This window comes from Asticcacaulis currens (assembly GCF_028550395.1).
Taxonomy (GTDB): Bacteria; Pseudomonadota; Alphaproteobacteria; order Caulobacterales; family Caulobacteraceae; genus Asticcacaulis; species Asticcacaulis currens.
The window spans coordinates 381,108-397,954 of record NZ_JAQQKW010000003.1 but is presented as its reverse complement, the minus strand read 5'-3'; the positions used below and the strand labels follow the sequence as shown (position 1 = coordinate 397,954).

Annotated in this window: 15 protein-coding genes; 9 read left to right on the top strand and 6 right to left on the bottom strand. The window is 61.1% G+C overall.

Annotated elements, in window-relative coordinates:
• Positions 1-2: 2 nt before the first annotated feature.
• Both PQU94_RS07285 and PQU94_RS07280 read left to right on the top strand, forming a co-directional pair.
• On the top strand, positions 3-1,268 hold the full coding sequence (locus tag PQU94_RS07285) for an MFS transporter (RefSeq protein ID WP_272740877.1): 1,266 nt from the start codon (positions 3-5) through the stop codon (positions 1,266-1,268).
• Entirely contained in the window at positions 1,265-2,887 is a 1,623-nt protein-coding gene (locus PQU94_RS07280; RefSeq protein WP_272740800.1) for a glycoside hydrolase family 43 protein, read from the top strand. The genes PQU94_RS07285 and PQU94_RS07280 overlap by 4 nt, the downstream gene beginning before the upstream one ends.
• Here the strand turns inward: PQU94_RS07280 and PQU94_RS07275 are convergent.
• Positions 2,868-3,833, bottom strand: a complete 966-nt coding sequence (locus tag PQU94_RS07275) for an alpha/beta hydrolase family protein (RefSeq protein ID WP_272740799.1) — start codon at positions 3,831-3,833, stop codon at positions 2,868-2,870. The two genes, PQU94_RS07280 and PQU94_RS07275, sit on opposite strands and share 20 nt — an antisense overlap.
• 161 nt (positions 3,834-3,994) lie before the next feature.
• Here PQU94_RS07275 and PQU94_RS07270 point away from each other — a divergent pair, with 161 nt between their 5' ends.
• The 3 genes from PQU94_RS07270 to dusA all read left to right on the top strand — a co-directional run bounded on the left by PQU94_RS07270 (position 3,995) and on the right by dusA (position 7,178).
• Entirely contained in the window at positions 3,995-4,756 is a 762-nt protein-coding gene (locus tag PQU94_RS07270) for a LytTR family DNA-binding domain-containing protein (protein WP_272740798.1), read from the top strand.
• A gap of 203 nt (positions 4,757-4,959) precedes the next feature.
• The gene (locus tag PQU94_RS07265; protein WP_272740797.1) at positions 4,960-5,997 is read left to right on the top strand and encodes a LacI family DNA-binding transcriptional regulator; all 1,038 of its coding nucleotides are present in this window, start codon (positions 4,960-4,962) and stop codon (positions 5,995-5,997) included.
• Between the two features lie 149 nt (positions 5,998-6,146).
• Positions 6,147-7,178 (top strand): tRNA dihydrouridine(20/20a) synthase DusA, encoded by a 1,032-nt coding sequence (dusA, locus tag PQU94_RS07260; protein ID WP_272740796.1) that lies wholly within the window; start codon positions 6,147-6,149, stop codon positions 7,176-7,178.
• Here dusA and PQU94_RS07255 read toward each other — a convergent pair.
• Positions 7,162-7,689, bottom strand: a complete 528-nt coding sequence (locus PQU94_RS07255) for a TIGR02281 family clan AA aspartic protease (RefSeq protein ID WP_272740795.1) — start codon at positions 7,687-7,689, stop codon at positions 7,162-7,164. The genes dusA and PQU94_RS07255 overlap by 17 nt on opposite strands.
• Before the next feature lie 353 nt (positions 7,690-8,042).
• Here PQU94_RS07255 and PQU94_RS07250 point away from each other — a divergent pair, with 353 nt between their 5' ends.
• The gene (locus PQU94_RS07250) at positions 8,043-8,180 is read left to right on the top strand and encodes a hypothetical protein (protein ID WP_272740880.1); all 138 of its coding nucleotides are present in this window, start codon (positions 8,043-8,045) and stop codon (positions 8,178-8,180) included.
• Positions 8,181-8,275: 95 nt separating this feature from the next.
• Here the strand turns inward: PQU94_RS07250 and PQU94_RS07245 are convergent, their stop codons facing one another.
• The 4 genes from PQU94_RS07245 to PQU94_RS07230 all read right to left on the bottom strand — a co-directional run bounded on the left by PQU94_RS07245 (position 8,276) and on the right by PQU94_RS07230 (position 12,623).
• Positions 8,276-8,650 (bottom strand): hypothetical protein, encoded by a 375-nt coding sequence (locus tag PQU94_RS07245; protein WP_272740794.1) that lies wholly within the window; start codon positions 8,648-8,650, stop codon positions 8,276-8,278.
• A 233-nt stretch (positions 8,651-8,883) separates the two neighbouring features.
• The gene (locus PQU94_RS07240; RefSeq protein ID WP_272740793.1) at positions 8,884-9,246 is read right to left on the bottom strand and encodes a hypothetical protein; all 363 of its coding nucleotides are present in this window, start codon (positions 9,244-9,246) and stop codon (positions 8,884-8,886) included.
• 236 nt (positions 9,247-9,482) lie between these two features.
• Positions 9,483-11,201 carry a methyl-accepting chemotaxis protein gene (locus tag PQU94_RS07235; RefSeq protein WP_272740792.1) on the bottom strand — a complete coding sequence of 573 codons (1,719 nt, stop codon included), beginning with the start codon at positions 11,199-11,201 and terminating at the stop codon, positions 9,483-9,485.
• Positions 11,202-11,486: 285 nt separating this feature from the next.
• Positions 11,487-12,623 (bottom strand): cell wall hydrolase, encoded by a 1,137-nt coding sequence (locus PQU94_RS07230; RefSeq protein WP_272740791.1) that lies wholly within the window; start codon positions 12,621-12,623, stop codon positions 11,487-11,489.
• Between the two features lie 620 nt (positions 12,624-13,243).
• Here PQU94_RS07230 and uvrB point away from each other — a divergent pair.
• The 3 genes from uvrB (at position 13,244) to PQU94_RS07215 (ending at position 16,846) form a co-directional block, all read left to right on the top strand.
• A complete protein-coding gene (uvrB, locus tag PQU94_RS07225) occupies positions 13,244-15,415 on the top strand; it encodes an excinuclease ABC subunit UvrB (protein WP_338735314.1) in 2,172 nt (723 codons plus the stop codon).
• Positions 15,416-15,715: 300 nt separating this feature from the next.
• Positions 15,716-16,120, top strand: a complete 405-nt coding sequence (locus tag PQU94_RS07220) for a hypothetical protein (protein ID WP_272740790.1) — start codon at positions 15,716-15,718, stop codon at positions 16,118-16,120.
• A 108-nt stretch (positions 16,121-16,228) separates the two neighbouring features.
• Complete coding sequence (locus PQU94_RS07215; RefSeq protein ID WP_272740789.1) at positions 16,229-16,846, top strand: DUF3617 domain-containing protein; 618 nt, start codon at positions 16,229-16,231, stop codon at positions 16,844-16,846.
• The last annotated feature ends 1 nt before the right edge of the window (position 16,847 follow it).

Genomic DNA, 16,847 nt, shown 5'->3' with positions numbered 1-16,847 from the left:
TGATGCTCAAACGGGTCGGGCATCTGCGCTGGTGGATCATCGCTTTGGTGATGCTGGGCACCATTATCAATTACCTGACGCGCAGCACGCTGAGCGTCGCCGCCCCTACCCTGACGCAGGAACTGAGCCTGACGCCGCAGCAATACAGTTACATCACCAGTGCCTTTCAACTGGGCATCATGATGCAGCCGGTTGCGGGCTACATACTCGACCTGATCCGCTTGCGCATCGGCTTTGCCCTGTTTGCCACGGCGTGGGGGATTATCACCATCGCCCACAGCCTCGCCGGTACTTGGCAGGGACTGGCCATGCTGCGCGGGCTTTTAGGCTTTGCCGAAGGGGTGGCGCACCCGGGCGGCCTGAAGGTCGTCGCCGAATGGTTCCCGGCGAAGGAACGCGGTCTGGCGGGCGGTATCTATAATATAGGGGCGTCGTTCGGCTCGATGCTGGCCCCGCCTCTAGTGGTGTGGGCCATCCTCTATTATGACTGGCGCGCCGCCTTTGTGATTACCGGCGTCATCGCTCTGGTCTGGGTCGTCCTGTGGCTCCTCTTCTATCAGTCGCCGGACAGGCATAAGGCCATTTCGGACGGCGAGCGCACCTATATCCGCGACGGTCAGGAGCGCCATCTGGAGGCCACGGCGGCGCGCCCGTCACCACTGAAAATTCTGGGGCAGCGCAACTTCTGGGGCATTGCCCTGCCGCGCTTTCTGGCCGACCCGACCTGGGGGACGCTGACCTTCTGGATGCCGCTCTATCTTTCGACGGCGCGCGGCTTTGATCTGAAAGAGATTGCCCTGTTTGCCTGGTTGCCGTTTGTCTTTGCCGATATCGGCTGCCTGTTCGGCCCGGCGGTGGTGCTGTGGCTGCAAAAGCGCGGCATCAGCCTGATCGACGCGCGCCGATGGGTGTTCACGTTGGGCGCGGTGCTTATGACCGGCATCATGTTTGTCGGCTGGGTCAAAAGTCCCTTCGTCGCCATCGGCTTGCTGTGTCTGGGGGCTTTCGCGCACCAGACCCTGTCGGTGACGGTGATCACCCTGTCCTCGGACCTGTTCCGCAAGAACGAGGTGGGCACGGTGACCGGCATGGCCGGGACCTTCGCCAATCTTGGGGTCTTGCTGTTCTCCCTCGCCATCGGCGCGCTGGTCAGCACGATCGGCTATGAGCCCTTCTTTGTGATACTGGGTCTGCTCGACCTGATCGCCGCGGTGGTGCTGTGGACGCTGGTCCGCGCCCCGAAAAGTACGCCGGAGCCTGCAACGTGATCCGTAATCCCATCCTGCCGGGCTTCAATCCGGACCCGTCCATCGTGCGCGTGGGCGACGACTACTACATCGCCACCTCGACCTTTGAATGGTATCCGGGCGTGCAGATCCACCATTCGCGTGACCTGATTCACTGGCGGCTGATCACCCGGCCTTTGCGCCGCCCGGCGCAGCTCGACATGCGTGGCGCGCCCGATAGTTGCGGTGTCTGGGCCCCGTGTCTGACCTACGATAACGGCCTGTTCTACCTCATCTATACCGATGTGAAGCGCTATGGCCGCACCACAGTCGGCGGGGCAAGCGGTGCGTCCTTGCGCGACTTCCACAACTATCTGGTCACCTGTCCCACGATCGACGGCGAATGGTCCGACCCCATCTATCTCAACAGCAGCGGCTTCGATCCGTCGCTGTTCCACGACGATGATGGGCGCAAATATCTGATCAATATGCTGTGGGATCATCGGCCGGGCCACGTGCGGTTCGCCGGTATCGTCCTGCAGGAATACGACCCCGCTGCGCAGCGCCTGATCGGTGAGCGTCAGGTGATTTTCGAGAGCACGTCGCTCGGCATGGCCGAAGGGCCGCACCTTTATAAGCGCGACGGCTGGTACTATCTGATCACGGCGGAGGGCGGTACGGGCTGGAACCACGCGGTGACTATGGCCCGGTCGCGGACCCTCGCCGGGCCCTATGAGTTGCACCCCGAAACGCATATTCTCTCCAGCCGCCTGCGCCCGGACAGCCCGCTTCAGCGCGCCGGTCATGGTGATCTGGTCGAAGCGCGCGACGGCACGCCGCTGCTGGTCTATCTGTGCGGGCGGCCCCTGCCCAATCGCGGGCGTTGTGTGCTGGGGCGCGAAACGGCCATCCAGCCGATGCGCTGGGACGAAGCCGGCTGGCTGCGCACGCTGGACGGGCAGGGCCTGCCCCTGCTGATCGCCGAAAGCCCGGAGCCGGTCGGTGAGGTCTTTGAGCCTACCCCTGTCGATTTCAATGGCCCGGATCTGCCCATAGACTTCCAGTGGCTGCGCTCACCCTATCCCGAAAAGCTGTTCAGCCTCAGTGACCGCCCGGGCCATCTGCGGCTCTATGGACGCGAAACCCTGGGTAGCCTGTTTGAGCAGGCGCTGGTGGCGCGCCGTCAGCAAGGCTTCTGCTATTCGGTGGAAACCGTGCTCGACTATCAGCCGCGCCATTATCAGCAGGCGGCGGGGCTGGTCTGCTACTATAATGGCAGCAAGTATCACTATCTGCACGTCACCCAAGATGAACAAGTCGGGCGGCACGTGCGGGTCATGTCGGCCCTGCCGGACTCCACCACGAGTGACGCTTTCAGCGCCCTCTATCCCGTCGCCGATGGTCCGATCCATCTGCGCGCCGAGGTCGATTATGAGCGCCTGCGCTTTGCCTTTCGGCTGGCGGCGGACGCTGACTGGACGTGGATCGACGGGCATTTCGACGCCAGTGTCCTGTCGGACGAGGCCACGGTGCCGGGGGCGCCTAACTTTACCGGCGCCTTTGTCGGCATGGCCTGTCAGGATACGTCGGGCGAAGGCTTGCCCGCCGATTTCGCGAGGTTCGATTATCGCGAGCGCGACTTTATCGCAGAGATTGGCTGAAGAAGCGCACCACCTCGGCATTAAAGGCGTCGTGGAAGGCCGCGCGATCAAAGCCCGCCCGGCTCTTGCAGATGTGCGGGGCCAGATTGACGTCCACGCACGGGGCGAGGAAATCGAAGTGCCCGGCACTGAGCACCGCGTGAAACTCAGGCGGTTGCGGCAGGGCCTGACGCACCGCGTCGGCATAGTCGGGCGCGGGCAGAATCTCATCGGCATCAGCGCGCCACAATTGCACGGGCAGGCGCAGGTCTTTCAGGCCCTCGGCAAAGGTGAAACCGAGGGCCGGGGCCACCACGACCAGCGCCTTGATGCGCGTATCGGCGGGCATCGCAGGCGCGGGAACGGCGGTGGTCGGGCGCGGATGGCTTGCGATCATCTGACAATCGAAATAGGCCGGATGCGCCTGACAATGCGGGATCAGGCGCGCAAAGTCCGGACGCCCGCCGGCAGCGGCCAGAACCGTGAACCCGCCCGCTGAGAAGCCGAAGGCCCCGATGCGCTGCGGGTCGATGACGCCGCGCTCCGGTGCCTCGTTCAGTATATAGGTGATGAGCTGGCTGAGCGCCTTCGGGCGGTCCTCGATCCGGGTGGCGCGGCTATTGTCCTGCCAGTTGTCGCCCGGGTGGGTGAGGGCCGCTACGACGAAGCCCGCTTTCGCCAGGGCCACCGCCGTGTCGACATGACCAGAAAAGCTGCCTCCGGTGCCGTGCGATATGACGATCAGCGGATGCGCGCCGGGCAGGGGCGCGGCATTGGGCACGACTTGGTGGCTGTACAGCCCCAGCCTTTGCCGGACAGGCGTGCCGCTGGCGGGAAACCATATGCCTACCTCGACGCCCTCAGCCGTGGCGGTCTTGCGGAACCCTACCTGTGCAGTGTCCGCGTGGGCAACCGCCCCAAGGGCGGCGAGCAAAATAAAGAGAGCGAATAAAAGGCGACAGCGCATGAGAAACCTCCGTTTGACCCGTCGGCTGTAACCGCCTTGCACAGCGCGTAAAGCCGTCATTCGCCAATGGGCAAACGGATACGTGGTCCGGCGACTGGGCACTCTGGCGGTGGGTGCTACAGGCCGCTATAGTGTCATAAACCGCTATCCTCTGAGCCCTGATGCTGCCTTCGCTTTCCACCCGCCTGATGCGCCTGAGCCGTAACCCCGTCGCACAGTGGGCCGCCGTGGCCACTGTCGCCGGACTGGTACTGGGGGTGCTAGGGCCGTTCGGCAGCTATCTGAATACCGGCCTCGACAAGCGCATAGCCTATTGGGTGGTGTCGATGCTGGTGGGCGCGGCGCTGTTCGGGGGCACCCTGTGGGCGGTCAGGCGCCTCGTCCCCGGCGGCGGAACGAAAAGCCTCAGTCTGCTGGCCGTCGCTTTTGGGCTTGTCAGTTTGTTTCAGGCCTTTCTGACCCGCACGGCGGCCTTCTGGCTGTGGCCGGAGCTGCACCGCTTCGACCTGTCGCCGGTCCTGTGGTACGGCCAGACCCTGCTGATCGGCGGGCTGATGGTTGCCGTGGTGTGGGCACTTCAGCGCAGCAAAGCCTCACGACCCATCCCCGCAGGCTCGCAACCGCCCGCCGCCCTGCCGAAGGATGTGCTGGCGCTTCAGATGGAAGACCACTATGTGCGCGTCCATACGCCCACGGGCGCACAGCTGATGCTGATGCCGCTGCATCAGGCGATCGCCAAGCTTGAGATCGAAGGGCTGCGGACGCATCGGTCCTGGTGGGTGGCGCGCCACGCGGTCAGGGCTATTGAGGGTACGCCGCGCGCCATGCGACTGCACCTGAGCAACGGCCTAACCGCTCCGGTTGCCCGCTCGGCCGTGGTGCATTTGCGTCAGGCGGGCTGGCTTGCGCCGCAGGCCGATTAAATAGCCGGGCTTTAATTGCGTATAAAGTTCCAGCACTGACGCGGGAGCCTTATATAAGGCGGTCACGGCTCTAAGTGTGCCGTCAGCTCCATACCGCTAGAGAAAAATTTATACCGTATCCGGGCAATTGCGTGTTTCGAAAATTTCTGATGTAAAGAGGCCCATTACCGCCCGTTGAGGGGGGCGTCTTTGCAGAGGTGCGGGTGAAAAAGGCGAAACCGACGATCGATGATGTCGCGGCCTTGTCAGGTGTGGGCCGCACCACGGTTTCACGGGTACTCAATAACGGGCCGAATGTGCGCCCGGAAGTCCGTATGCGCGTACTGGAAGCGGTCGAAAAGCTTCAGTATAAGGTCAATGCGCAGGCGCGCTTTCTGGCGGGGGGGCGTTCGCAGCTCCTGGCGCTGATCCATGCCTCGGATCTCGATTCGGAGCCAAACTCCTACTACTATTCGGGTCTGGAGCTGGGCGCGCTGCGGGCCTGCGCGCCGGCGGGTTTTCAGCTTCTGATGCACGGCGTGAATCAGCACAGCCTCGACCGGGTGCAGAAAATCATCGATTTCATCGCCTCGCGCCGTTGCGACGGGGTCATACTGACCCCGCCCTTTTCCGATGACGCGGACCTGCATCAGGCCCTGCTGCGGCAAAATATTGCGCATGTCGCGGTTTCGCCGGGCGATGGATTGCGCCGTCAAATGGCCGGCGTCGGCATGGACGATGAAGTGGCCGGGTATGAAATCACCCGTTATCTGCTGGGGCTCGGTCATCGGCGGTTTGCCTTCCTGCAGGGTCTGGAAAGCCACACCTCGGCTGAAAGCCGTTATGCCGGATACAGGCGCGCTTTGGGCGAAGCCGGCCTCTCGCCGGACGCCATGCCGACGGCTCGCGGCAACTTTACCTTCCGCTCAGGTGCCGATCAGTCGGTTGACTTGCTGAAGGGGCCGCAACGCCCGACCGCGCTGATCTGCGCCAATGACGACATGGCTACGGGCGCGCTGTTTGCGGCGCATCGTATGGGCCTGAGCTTGCCCGCTGACCTGTCCGTGGTTGGGTTTGACGATACGCCCGTCTCTGAAGTGGTGTGGCCGCCCCTGACGACCATCCATCAGCCGATCCGCCAGATCGGGGCGCGGGCCGTCGAAAAGCTGATCGAGGTCTTGAACGGCGTGGAAAGTCAGGAATTCGGCTTCGAAGTGGTGCCGCACCGCCTCATCGTGCGCGAGTCGGCCACTCAGATCTGAGCCGCGCGCGCGACAGCACACCGGTTACGCGCCTTCGGACTCCTCACTCCCAATAAAACATGTGCAGTCTGTGCGCACTGGCGTTACCATGGGGGGAAATAGGGATTGCGGATGCCGAGGCGTTCGCCGAGAGGCCCTGAGTGAGTTGGATGACCAAAAATCAAGCGTTTAAATTTTCCGTTGCCCCAATGATGGACTGGACGGACCGGCATTGCCGGGCTTTTCACCGGACCCTGACGAAGGGCGCGCTGCTCTATACGGAGATGGTAACCTCGCGGGCGGTCATTAATGGCGACCGTCAGAAGCTGTTGGGTTTTTCCGAAGTCGAGCACCCGGTGGCGCTGCAACTGGGCGGGTCTGAGCCGGATGAACTGGCGGCCTGCGCGAAGATCGCCGAAGACTGGGGCTATGACGAGGTCAATCTCAACTGCGGTTGTCCGTCCGATCGCGTGCAGTCGGGGTCGTTCGGGGCTTGTCTGATGCGTGAGCCGCAGCTTGTCGCTGATTGTATGCAGGCCATGGGTGAGGCGACCCGGCTGCCCGTGACCGTTAAATGCCGCATCGGGGTGGACGATCAGGACGAAGAGACGGCCCTGTTTGCGCTGGTCGAAGCCTGCCGCCAGGCGGGAGTGCGGACCTTTATCGTCCATGCGCGCAAGGCGTGGCTCAAGGGCCTGTCGCCCAAGGAAAACCGCGACATCCCGCCGCTGAACTATGAGCTGGTCTATGCCCTAAAGCGCGCCTATCCGGATTTGACGATCTCGATCAATGGCGGCATCAGCACGCTGGAGGCGGCTGAGACGCATCTGAAACACGTCGATGGCGTCATGCTGGGCCGTGCGGCCTATCATGAACCGGCCCTGCTGGGGCAGGTGGACCGGCGCATCTTTGGCGCAGAGGGCGATGTGGGGCCGTTCGAGGCGCTGGAGGCCTATCGCCCCTATATGGAAGCACAACTAGCCACCGGGGTGCATTTGCCGGCCATCACGCGCCATATGCTGGGTCTGATGCACGGTCTCCCGGGGGCGCGGGCCTTCCGGCGCATCCTGACCGTGGAGTCCATTCGACCCGGAGCGGGTATAGAGGTGTTGGATCAGGCCATCGACGCCGTACGCGATGCCATGGCTGCGTCACAGGCGCGGCGCGAAGCCTATGCGGCCAGTCTTACGGACGCAGGATAAGGCTGCCCTGGGTGGCTTCGAAGCGGCTGAGACGTCCCAGATAGCTCATGCCCAGAAGCGAGCTGGACAGGCCGTCGGGAATAACCAGGGCTTCGACATTGTCCATCTGGCTCTGGCCGATCTGCATATGGTCGATGACGACACGCGCGGCCTGCGTCTTGCCGCTGGCCGTGGTGACGTCCTGATCGTAGGTGAGGGTGTTCAGGTTGATCCCCAGACGGCGGGCGTCCTGCGGCGTAAGAGCGACGACCGAGGCCCCGGTATCGACCAGAAACTTGACCGTCGTCGTATTAACCCGCGCTTCGGCCCAGTAGTGGCCGTCCGCCGCTTTGGGTATGGCGGTAACCCCGCCTATGCTGCTGGGTGAGGACAGGCTCTGGCTCTGAGAGGTCTGGGCCACGATGGCGGTTTCGTCCCCACGCGAGGTGAAGCCTTCATGCCGAACCACGAGCAGGCCCGTCGCCACCGCGCTGGTGATGGCGCATCCCAGGATAAAGGCAGATTTCAGCATGACGTTTTCACCAACCACCGCTTCCGGGTCGCCCGTTGAGGGCCGCCGGTCTTTTCCGGCCTGATCGCAGTCTAGGGGGATAAGGTTTTTTTATCGTGAATCGCCAGAATGGGGCGTGTTCGGACGAATTTGGTATGAAAAATTATCTTTCAAAAAACAAATAAAGCAATTAATTCCGATACATAAGAAGCTTTTAATCCATTTTTTACTCCGGTTACGGAATGTTTATTGTGCATTTCTGCGTTCCGTGCAATATTGATATCCGACGCGACGACGGCTGAGAGAGGTGAGAGTCCCCTGAGAGTTTGCGACGCGTCTTCTTGTTCATCTTGTCATGAAAAAGGAGGCGCATTGTGATGAACGACAATGAAAAGAAACAACACGCTATGACTTCGTTCGCCCTGTTCGGCGGGGTATTTTTAGGCCAGAAGCCCAAATCCGGGCCGATACAGAGCCGGCCGCAGGATTTCAGACCCTTCGGGCGTAAATAGAGCGATCGGTCAAATAGAGCGTGACGCAAACCGTAAACGCAAAAAGCCCTCCGCGAGTGATCGCGGAGGGCTTTTTTCAGACGTCGGAAGACGACTTAGTTGGCGGCCAGCTTAACGCCCGCCTTGGCTTCCGCAGCGGCCATGTTCGGCGATGCCTTGGTGATCTTCACTGACGGATTGGAACCGCCCGCGCCGAAGCGTGCGGTGCCTTCGACCCAGTACAGGCCGTCCGCGCCGAGGAAGTTGTACTTGAATTCGATGGCGTAGGTACCCGCGCGCACGTCGCAGGCATTGACGTTGACCATCTGCTTACCGGTGACCGGGACGACCTTCGACACGGCGGCCTTGGCAAGACCAGCCAGGGTGGAGCCCGCCTCGGCCTGTTGCGAATCGTCGCACTCGGTGGCTTGGGCGGCGCCCGTCATACCCAGAACGGCGACGGCGGCAATCATCAGGCTTTTCTTGATCATGTTTTGTAGCTCCTTGAGGTTCTTCAGGATGGCTACACACTACAAGATAATGAATAATCTTAAGTTAAACAGGAAGTTAAGAAATTTTTACAGAGGTTAACTCCGTTATTTCAATCACTTGAAATATAAGGGGCAAACCTTAACAGCGCAAATGGGGCGAAAAAATATGAACGCGATGCGCAAAAAAGGCCGCCGGGAACCCGATTGCGAGCTGCCCGGCGGCGCTTGCAGGCTTAGTTCGACGCCAGCTTGATGCCGGCCTTGGCTTCGGCGGCGGCCAGGTTCGGGCTCAGGCGCTTCAGCTTCAGTTCGGTAACGGCCGAACCGTTGTACTTGGCCGTCCCTTCGACCCAGTACAGGCCGCCGGCACCGAGGAAGTTGTATTTGAATTCGGCTACCGCGGTCTTGCCCGCGGCATCGCAGGTATTCAGGCTCACCATCTGCTTGCCTTCAATGGCCACGGCCTTCGACACGGCGGCTGAGGTGGCGGCCGCGATCGCCTTACCGGCGGCGGCTTCCTGGGCTTCATCACACTCGGCAAAGGCCGGAGCGGCGAGGGCGGTCAGGGCGAGAGCGGAGAAGATAACGGCTTTCACGACTAATACTCTTTCTGAATGAACACTGGGCATTCGGCCCATCGGGAGGAGGAATACAGGATGCGTTGGATAGCGCGAGTTTAATATACCTATGAGTGTTTAATTGCCGGTGAATCTATTGTGCGTCGCGGCAAATTTTTACGGCTCAAAACGTTTTCAGTTGGCATGAGGGCATGAAAAAGCCCCTCCGGAGGGGCCTCCGGAGGGGTTTCTTAGTCTGGGACGTTTCGCCGGCTTTAGGCGGCGGTCAGTTCGGACAGGAAGCGGCGGATATTCTCGCTCATGGCTTCCGTCCGCTGCGTCAGCTGACGGGCAGCGCCCAGCATTTCAGTCGAGGCCTTTTCCGTATCGGCGGCCGAAGCCGACAGTTGCGATACCGACGAAGAGGCGGTGGTGGTGCCGTCCGAGGCTTCGTTAACATTGCGGGCGATTTCGTTCGTCGCGTCGCCTTGCTGGTGCACCGAGTCGGCAATGGACGAAGCGATTTCGTTCATGTGCTTGATCGTCGCACCGATGCCGCGGATGGCCGAGACGCCGTTCTGGGCCGCCGTCTGGATGTCCTTGATACGTTCGCGGATTTCGTCGGTGGCCTTGGCGGTTTGCTGGGCCAGCGACTTCACTTCCGAGGCCACGACCGCAAAGCCCTTACCGGCTTCACCGGCGCGCGCCGATTCGATGGTGGCGTTCAGCGCCAGGAGGTTGGTTTGCTGAGCGATGGCGTTGATGAGATCGACGACTTCACCGATCTGATCCGCCGCACGGCTCAGTTCGACCATCGACTCGTTAGTCTTGTCGGCTTCCGACACGGCTTCGGCGGCGATTTCCACCGAGCGGACGGCCTGATCACCGATGACGCCGATTGAGGCCGACAGTTCGGTGGTTGCCGAGGCGACGTTTTGCACATTGTCAGCCGAGTTGCGGATCGAGGACACCGCCGATTGCGAGCGGCGCTCGTTTTCCTGCGCAATGGTCAGAAGGGTGCGGCCGTTGGCATCGAGGTCCGAAGCGGCTGCCGACAGGGCGTCCAGCATGTCCTGAGCCTCGTGACGGAAGCGTTCGGCCAGTTCCGACATCTGACGGGCGCGCTCTTCGCGGGTTTTCATCGTCGCGGCTTCGATTTCGGCCAGACGCAGCTTTTCTTCGGCATTGGCCTTGAAGACGTTAAGGCTATCGACGACCGATTTCAGTTCGTCGCCACGGGCGAGCGATTGAATGTCCACGTTCAGATTGCCACGTGCCAGTTCTTCGGTCGTCTTGGCGATGCGGTTGATCCCGGTCACCGTGGCGCGCGAGAAGAAGAAGGCGATACCGCAGGACAGGACGGCCATCACGGCGGCGAAGATGGTCAGGAGCGAGATGCCCGCCGTCTGGGCCGCGCGGGCCGCTTCGGCATCAGCCTTGGCCTTGGCGACCTGACCGGCAATGATCTTGTCCGAGATCTGCGACATCTTGGCATAGCCGTCGTCGAACTGCGACATCAGCGGAGCCACCGACGGGAAGTCGACGGTCATGACGGAACCGGCAAATTCGACGGCCTCCTTATAGGTCTTCACTTCCTTGCCGAGGTTCTCAAGGTCTTTTTTCTTTTCGGCATCGGTGGTGGCCGCCGCCATGGTCTTGAGGCTGGCTTCGATCTTCCCCAGATCCTGCACAACCAGCGCGACCTTCTGATCGGCATTGGTACCGGCACCCGAAGCCTGATCGGTCATGGCGCGGAAGAGCTGACCATTGGCTTCCTTGATGGCCGACTTGATGTCGCCCATGGCCTGAACGGCGGGGAGGCTCTGGGTATTGATGGCTTCGATAGCCTTACCCTGCGTGTTCATCACGGTCACGGCGCCGAAGGCAAGCGCGACGATCAGCGCCGTGGCGACGGCGGCCGGAGTCATGAACTTCAGCGTGAAGGACAGGTTGGAGATGCTCAGCTTGCCGCCGGCAGATTTCGACTTCGTCATTATGGCCCCTGACAATTTCTGGTGTCTGTTCCCCGGTGCGGTACTGCAGGACCGTCCGGAAGAGTGGTTCTTTCAAGGGCCCCGGCGCGTGATCCGACTCACCACGCGGCCTAAGACCCCGGATTGTCACGCAAGTTGCCAGAACATAGTTGTTGAAACCCTAACACTGAGGATTTTTTTTGTAATACAATATAATAGAAGTAACCTTAATGAAAAGAGCGCCCCGGGCGTGCCAAGGCGCTGTTTTTAAAGAATTCTTCGTTAAGAGGGGCGGTCGAAGGCAGATCAGGGACGGCTGGGGGCGGTCGTTTTTATCGCCTGAGTGAGCGCCTGAGCGTCCTCGCCCTTAACCTGCGCCGACAGGGCCACCGACTTTGTGGCTGTGTCCTTGGCGTTGTCACGCAGATGACTGAGCGTTTCGGACGGCTTTGTTTCCACCGGTGCGGCCGACGAGGCCGAAGCGGCGGTCAGATCACTCTCCTTCGCCTTTTCGAGCGTCGGCACCGCCGAGGGGCGAACTTGATCTGCAGCGGCCAGCATCTGAGCGCCGCGGCTGGAGAACTGATAGAAGGCGTGGTTGCCGATGGTGGCGGTGCGCTGCATACGGTCCGCCCAGTCCGGCGAGATGCCCAGAACGTGGAAATGGGTCGAAGCGCCTACCGACTTCATCACATAGCCGTCCAGCGCATCTTCGGCGACGGTGCGCGCCCGCTTCCAGGCCCAGCTTTCGACGCGGTTGGTCATGATGCCGTTGCAGGTGAAGCTGAACTGACAGCCCGTGCGCTTGACCGCGCCCTGATAGACGACATTGCAGATGGTCTTGGGATATGCCGGGTGGCGCACCCGGTTCAGGATCACCTGAGCCACGGCGCGCTGACCGGAATCGGTTTCGCCGCGCGCCTCATAATAGACGGCCTGAGTCAGGCAATCGAGGTCGGAGGCCGAACGGTTCTTGAGATCGAAGGGCGAGGCCGGTGCCGTGCGCGGCGTGGCCCGCATCAGGCCCAGATCAAGGCTGGCCTTCAGTACCGGGGCCTGCGCGGCCTCGGCCTTGTGCGTGCGCGCCGGGCTCACAAGCGAGGCAAACAGGTTGGTGCGCTGGCGGTCCTGACGCATCCGCATCGTGGCCACAGGCGAGGTGTAGGATTCGTGACGCATGACCAGCGCAATGGCGCGGCGGTCCAGATCGTCCTGCAGGGCGGCCACGCTCTTCTGGCCGTCGAGATGACGCAGACGGTCCGCGCCATAGGAATGATCGTTCAGGCTCATCAGGCTTTCGGCCTGTTCGCGGATTTGCGCATCGCGCGTCAGCTTGCCGCCCAGCCAGGCGGAGCCGAACGCCGCGGTCAGCATAAGACTGGAGCCGCCCGCAGCGGTCAACAGGCGCATCTGACGGCGCGTAAGAGACAGGTTCAGACCCAAAGGTGTCTTGTCCTCAGTAACGAGAGCGCACTGCGCTCCCTGACAGAGGGCAACCCCACCATACATTCTTCTGAATGCATCAGGCCCGCTCACAGTCAGGAGACGGGGCCTTCCGGGGGCGCCGGAGCCGACAAAGCGCACCAACGCTGCGCTATCGACGGCCCGTCTTATAGCCAGGAATATGGCAGAAATGTGTTAGGTGGTCAATCGCGTAAAAAGAGCATCAGTCCAGAGGGGGTATATGTGAGAATTTTTCTCACTTCCTGCCAATTTTTGGTCAAGATGTATGGCATCATGACTTTTTATTTTGCACAGTATTGAAGAGATAAGCTTGTCCGATCTTTTCTTTCGATATTCATGGCGTGTCCATTTAAATTTTTGATAATTACAATTTAACGAAGTTTACTCACGTGGCGCAGAAGTGAAACTCAGGCAGGGCACATGTATAGAACATTGTTACGTGAAAATTGGGATTTCAAGGCACTGGAATCACGAGTGAATCCTGTCACAGGGGCGGGGTCACGAAAACTTGAAGGCCGCGGAGGTCGCGATTTTAGCGCCCCGCGTAAAAGCCGAGCCTCGGCCCTTTTCATTTTTTTGCGGAACGCTATGTTATGTTCATGAACCGTTCTCATCTCGCCCGCCTCATTTTTGACGATGGCCGCCGTCACGCGCCCGAAACCGGTGCGCAGGACTTCCCGCCAACCCTTTGGTCGCCGCACCGGCCTGATCGCCCGGAAAAGTCCGAAGGCGGGCGGCGGTTTGTATTGCATTCGGCCTATGAGCCGGCGGGTGATCAGCCGACGGCCATTGCCGAGCTGGTCGAAGGGGCCAATGCCCGCGAACGCGATCAGGTGCTCCTGGGCGTCACCGGGTCAGGCAAGACCTTTACCATGGCCAAGGTGATCGAGCAGACCCAGCGTCCGGCGCTGATTCTGGCACACAACAAGACATTGGCGGCGCAGCTCTACAGTGAGTTCAAGGCCTTCTTTCCGGAAAACGCGGTCGAGTATTTCGTTTCCTACTACGACTATTATCAGCCGGAAGCCTATGTGCCGCGTACCGACACCTATATTGAGAAGGACTCGTCGATCAACGAGCAGATCGACCGGATGCGCCACGCGGCGACGCGCGCCATCCTTGAACGCGACGACGTCATCGTGGTGGCTTCGGTGTCGTGCATCTACGGTATCGGTTCGGTCGAAACCTATACGGCTATGACCTTCGAGCTGAAGGTGGGGCAAACCATAGATGAGGCGCAGTTGCGCGCCGATCTGGTAGCGCTGCAATACAAGCGTAATGACGCGGCCTTTGAGCGCGGCACCTTCCGTCGCCGCGGCGACGTCATAGAAATCTTCCCGGCCCACTACGAAGACCGCGCCTGGCGGGTGTCTTTGTTCGGCGATGAGATCGAGGCCCTGACCGAGTTCGACCCGCTGACCGGCAAGAAGACGGCGGATCTTAAAGACCTTAAGGTCTATGCCGCCAGTCACTATGTGACGCCGCGTCCGACCCTGCGTCAGGCCATAGACCGCATCAAGGCCGAGTTGAAGTTGCGGCTGGATCAGCTCCACGCCGAGGGTAAGCTGCTGGAGGCGCAGCGCCTTGAGCAGCGTACCACCTTTGATCTGGAGATGATGGAAGCCACCGGGGCCTGCGCGGGTATCGAAAACTATTCGCGCTATCTGACGGGACGGGCGCCGGGCGAGCCGCCGCCGACTTTTTTTGAATATCTGCCGGAAAACGCGCTGTTGTTCGTCGATGAAAGCCACGTTACCGTACCGCAGATCGGCGGTATGTATCGCGGCGACTTTGCGCGTAAGTCGGTGCTGGCCGAATACGGCTTCCGCCTGCCGTCATGCATGGATAACCGGCCGCTGAAGTTTGAGGAGTGGGAGGCGATGCGGCCGCAGACCGTGCACGTCTCGGCGACGCCCGGCAACTGGGAGATGGAACAGACCGGCGGAGTCTTTACCGAACAGGTGATCCGTCCGACCGGCCTGATCGACCCGCCGGTCGAAATCCGCCCCGTTTCGACTAATGGCGCCAATCAGGTCGATGACGTGATTGCCGAGGTGCGCGAAGTGGCCAAAAACGGCTATCGCTCTCTGGTTACGGTGCTGACCAAGAAGATGGCGGAAAACCTGACCGAATATATGCACGAGCAGGGCATCCGGGTGCGCTATATGCACTCCGACATCGACACGCTGGAGCGCATCGAGATCATCCGCGACCTGCGGCTGGGGGCGTTCGACGTTCTGGTGGGGATCAACCTGCTGCGCGAAGGCCTCGACATCCCCGAATGTGGCTTTGTGGCCATACTTGATGCCGACAAGGAAGGCTTCCTGCGTTCGGAAACCTCGCTGATCCAGACCATAGGGCGGGCGGCGCGTAACGTCGAAGGCCGCGTCATCCTCTATGCCGACAAGATGACCGGCTCGATGGAACGTGCGCTGGCCGAAACCAGCCGCCGCCGTGAAAAGCAGATGGCCTACAATGCCGAACACGGCATCACGCCGGAAAGCGTCAAGCGCGGCATTTCCGATATTCTGGATAGTCCGTATGAAAGGGCAGACCGCGTTCAGGTGCCGGTCGGCGTGGCGGCCAAGGACTCGAAACCCTTTCTGGGCTCGAACTTTCAGGCGACGCTTAAGGACCTTGAGACGCGGATGCGTGAGGCGGCGGGCAATCTGGAGTTTGAAGAGGCCGCGCGCCTGCGCGACGAGATCAAGCGGCTCAAACTGCTCGATCTGGAGTTCGCCAAGGATATGATCGGCGGCGATGGCAGCTAGGGCGGGCGGCGCTTGAAACCGCGGTTTTGGCCTGACCCGGCCGACTGCCGCCCTTCGGCCTGATCGGTGGATTCGTTTCGCCTCACGCCTGGCGCATTTCAATGCGCGACTGATGCGCGTGCGTCACGCCCCTGTTACGAAAATGTGCCAGTTTGAGACGAAACCCGCTGGATTTCCGCGGCGAAATGCCTCACTCTGTGGCCCAGCCTGTGCATAACCTGTGATCAGGGCCCTGGCGCGTTTCAAATCGGCTGATGTCAGGACATTTCGGGGCGCACAGAGAAGAGGTTGGGGTGTGATATGCGTAGAACCAGATTGAATGTGGTGCCGCCCTCGACAAAGGGGGTGGCGATCGAAGCCGAGATGATGGGCGGCGGGGGCGAGCCGGTCCACGAGGTTATCAATGTCGTGCCCGTGACCCTCAACACGACCAACAGCCTGCAATCCCTTGTCGATGCGACGGTTTCGGCGCGCGAAAGCCGCACGCAACGTGTGCGTCGCCTCCAGGAGGAGGCCAAGGCACTGGCGCGTGAGCAGATTTCCGAGCTGGAAATCCTGATCGACGCCACGGCGAAGATGGCCAATGAGATCGCCGAAGGCGGCGAGGCCTATCCGGTGGGGGCGCGCGAACTGAGCCGTCGTCTGGCGGATGAATTGCCGCGCACGCTGCAAACCTTGCGCATCGTTACCAAAAAGAGCCTCTGAACCTGTATTTTGTGGGTTCTGCGGCCATAACCTTCACAATTCGACTCGCCTGTCTGGGGTTTTGCCCTTACATCTGTTGCCTCCGTAACGGACAGGGAGGCACAGAACATGGCCGGGTTTATAAAGTCAGGTGTGACTCTCTCTTTGCTGACCTCTGTGGTCCTGATGACGGGGTGCGGCAAGAAAGAAGCGCCGCCCGCCCCTGAGCCCGCCCCGGCACCGGCCTCCGCAGCCGCGCCGGAGCCGAAACCGCAGGAACCGTTGCCCGCGCGTCGCCCCGGCCTGTGGGAGACCACCCTCAGCGAAGAGGGCTCGGAAAGTCAGGCGCAGACCATGCGTATCTGTATCGACGCCGCTACGGAAAAAGAGCTGGGCATTACCGGCACCGACCTCAACGGCAATCGCTGCCGCTATACGACGGTGAGCCATCTGGAGGACGGAACCTGGGGCATTCTGGCCGAATGCAATATGGGCTCTGGCGGCAAGATGGAAGTGTCGGGCAGTATCACCGGCGAATATACGCGCGACTATACTATGACACTGCGTACTCAGACGACGGGGGCGGCGCTGGCGCACATGAACCGCGTGGTCAATATGAAGATCAAATCTAAACGCCTTAGCCCCTGCAAACCGGATCAGAAGCCCGGTGATGTGAGCTTGCCCGGCGGTGACGTCAGCTTCAACCTATTCGACATGGCCGGGCGCGAGCCGGGCAAGGCGAAGTAGG

What these genes read in the sequence shown, in the direction of transcription:
- PQU94_RS07235 (WP_272740792.1), bottom strand. Translation starts at nt 11,201, where the DNA reads ATGACGAAGTCGAAATCTGCCGGCGGCAAGCTGAGCATCTCCAACCTG.
- PQU94_RS07255 (WP_272740795.1), bottom strand. Translation starts at nt 7,689, where the DNA reads ATGCTGAAATCTGCCTTTATCCTGGGATGCGCCATCACCAGCGCGGTG.
- dusA (WP_272740796.1), top strand. Translation starts at nt 6,147, where the DNA reads ATGACCAAAAATCAAGCGTTTAAATTTTCCGTTGCCCCAATGATGGAC.
- PQU94_RS07285 (WP_272740877.1), top strand. Translation starts at nt 3, where the DNA reads ATGCTCAAACGGGTCGGGCATCTGCGCTGGTGGATCATCGCTTTGGTG.
- PQU94_RS07220 (WP_272740790.1), top strand. Translation starts at nt 15,716, where the DNA reads ATGCGTAGAACCAGATTGAATGTGGTGCCGCCCTCGACAAAGGGGGTG.
- PQU94_RS07215 (WP_272740789.1), top strand. Translation starts at nt 16,229, where the DNA reads ATGGCCGGGTTTATAAAGTCAGGTGTGACTCTCTCTTTGCTGACCTCT.
- PQU94_RS07270 (WP_272740798.1), top strand. Translation starts at nt 3,995, where the DNA reads ATGCTGCCTTCGCTTTCCACCCGCCTGATGCGCCTGAGCCGTAACCCC.
- PQU94_RS07275 (WP_272740799.1), bottom strand. Translation starts at nt 3,833, where the DNA reads ATGCGCTGTCGCCTTTTATTCGCTCTCTTTATTTTGCTCGCCGCCCTT.
- PQU94_RS07245 (WP_272740794.1), bottom strand. Translation starts at nt 8,650, where the DNA reads ATGATCAAGAAAAGCCTGATGATTGCCGCCGTCGCCGTTCTGGGTATG.
- uvrB (WP_338735314.1), top strand. Translation starts at nt 13,244, where the DNA reads ATGAACCGTTCTCATCTCGCCCGCCTCATTTTTGACGATGGCCGCCGT.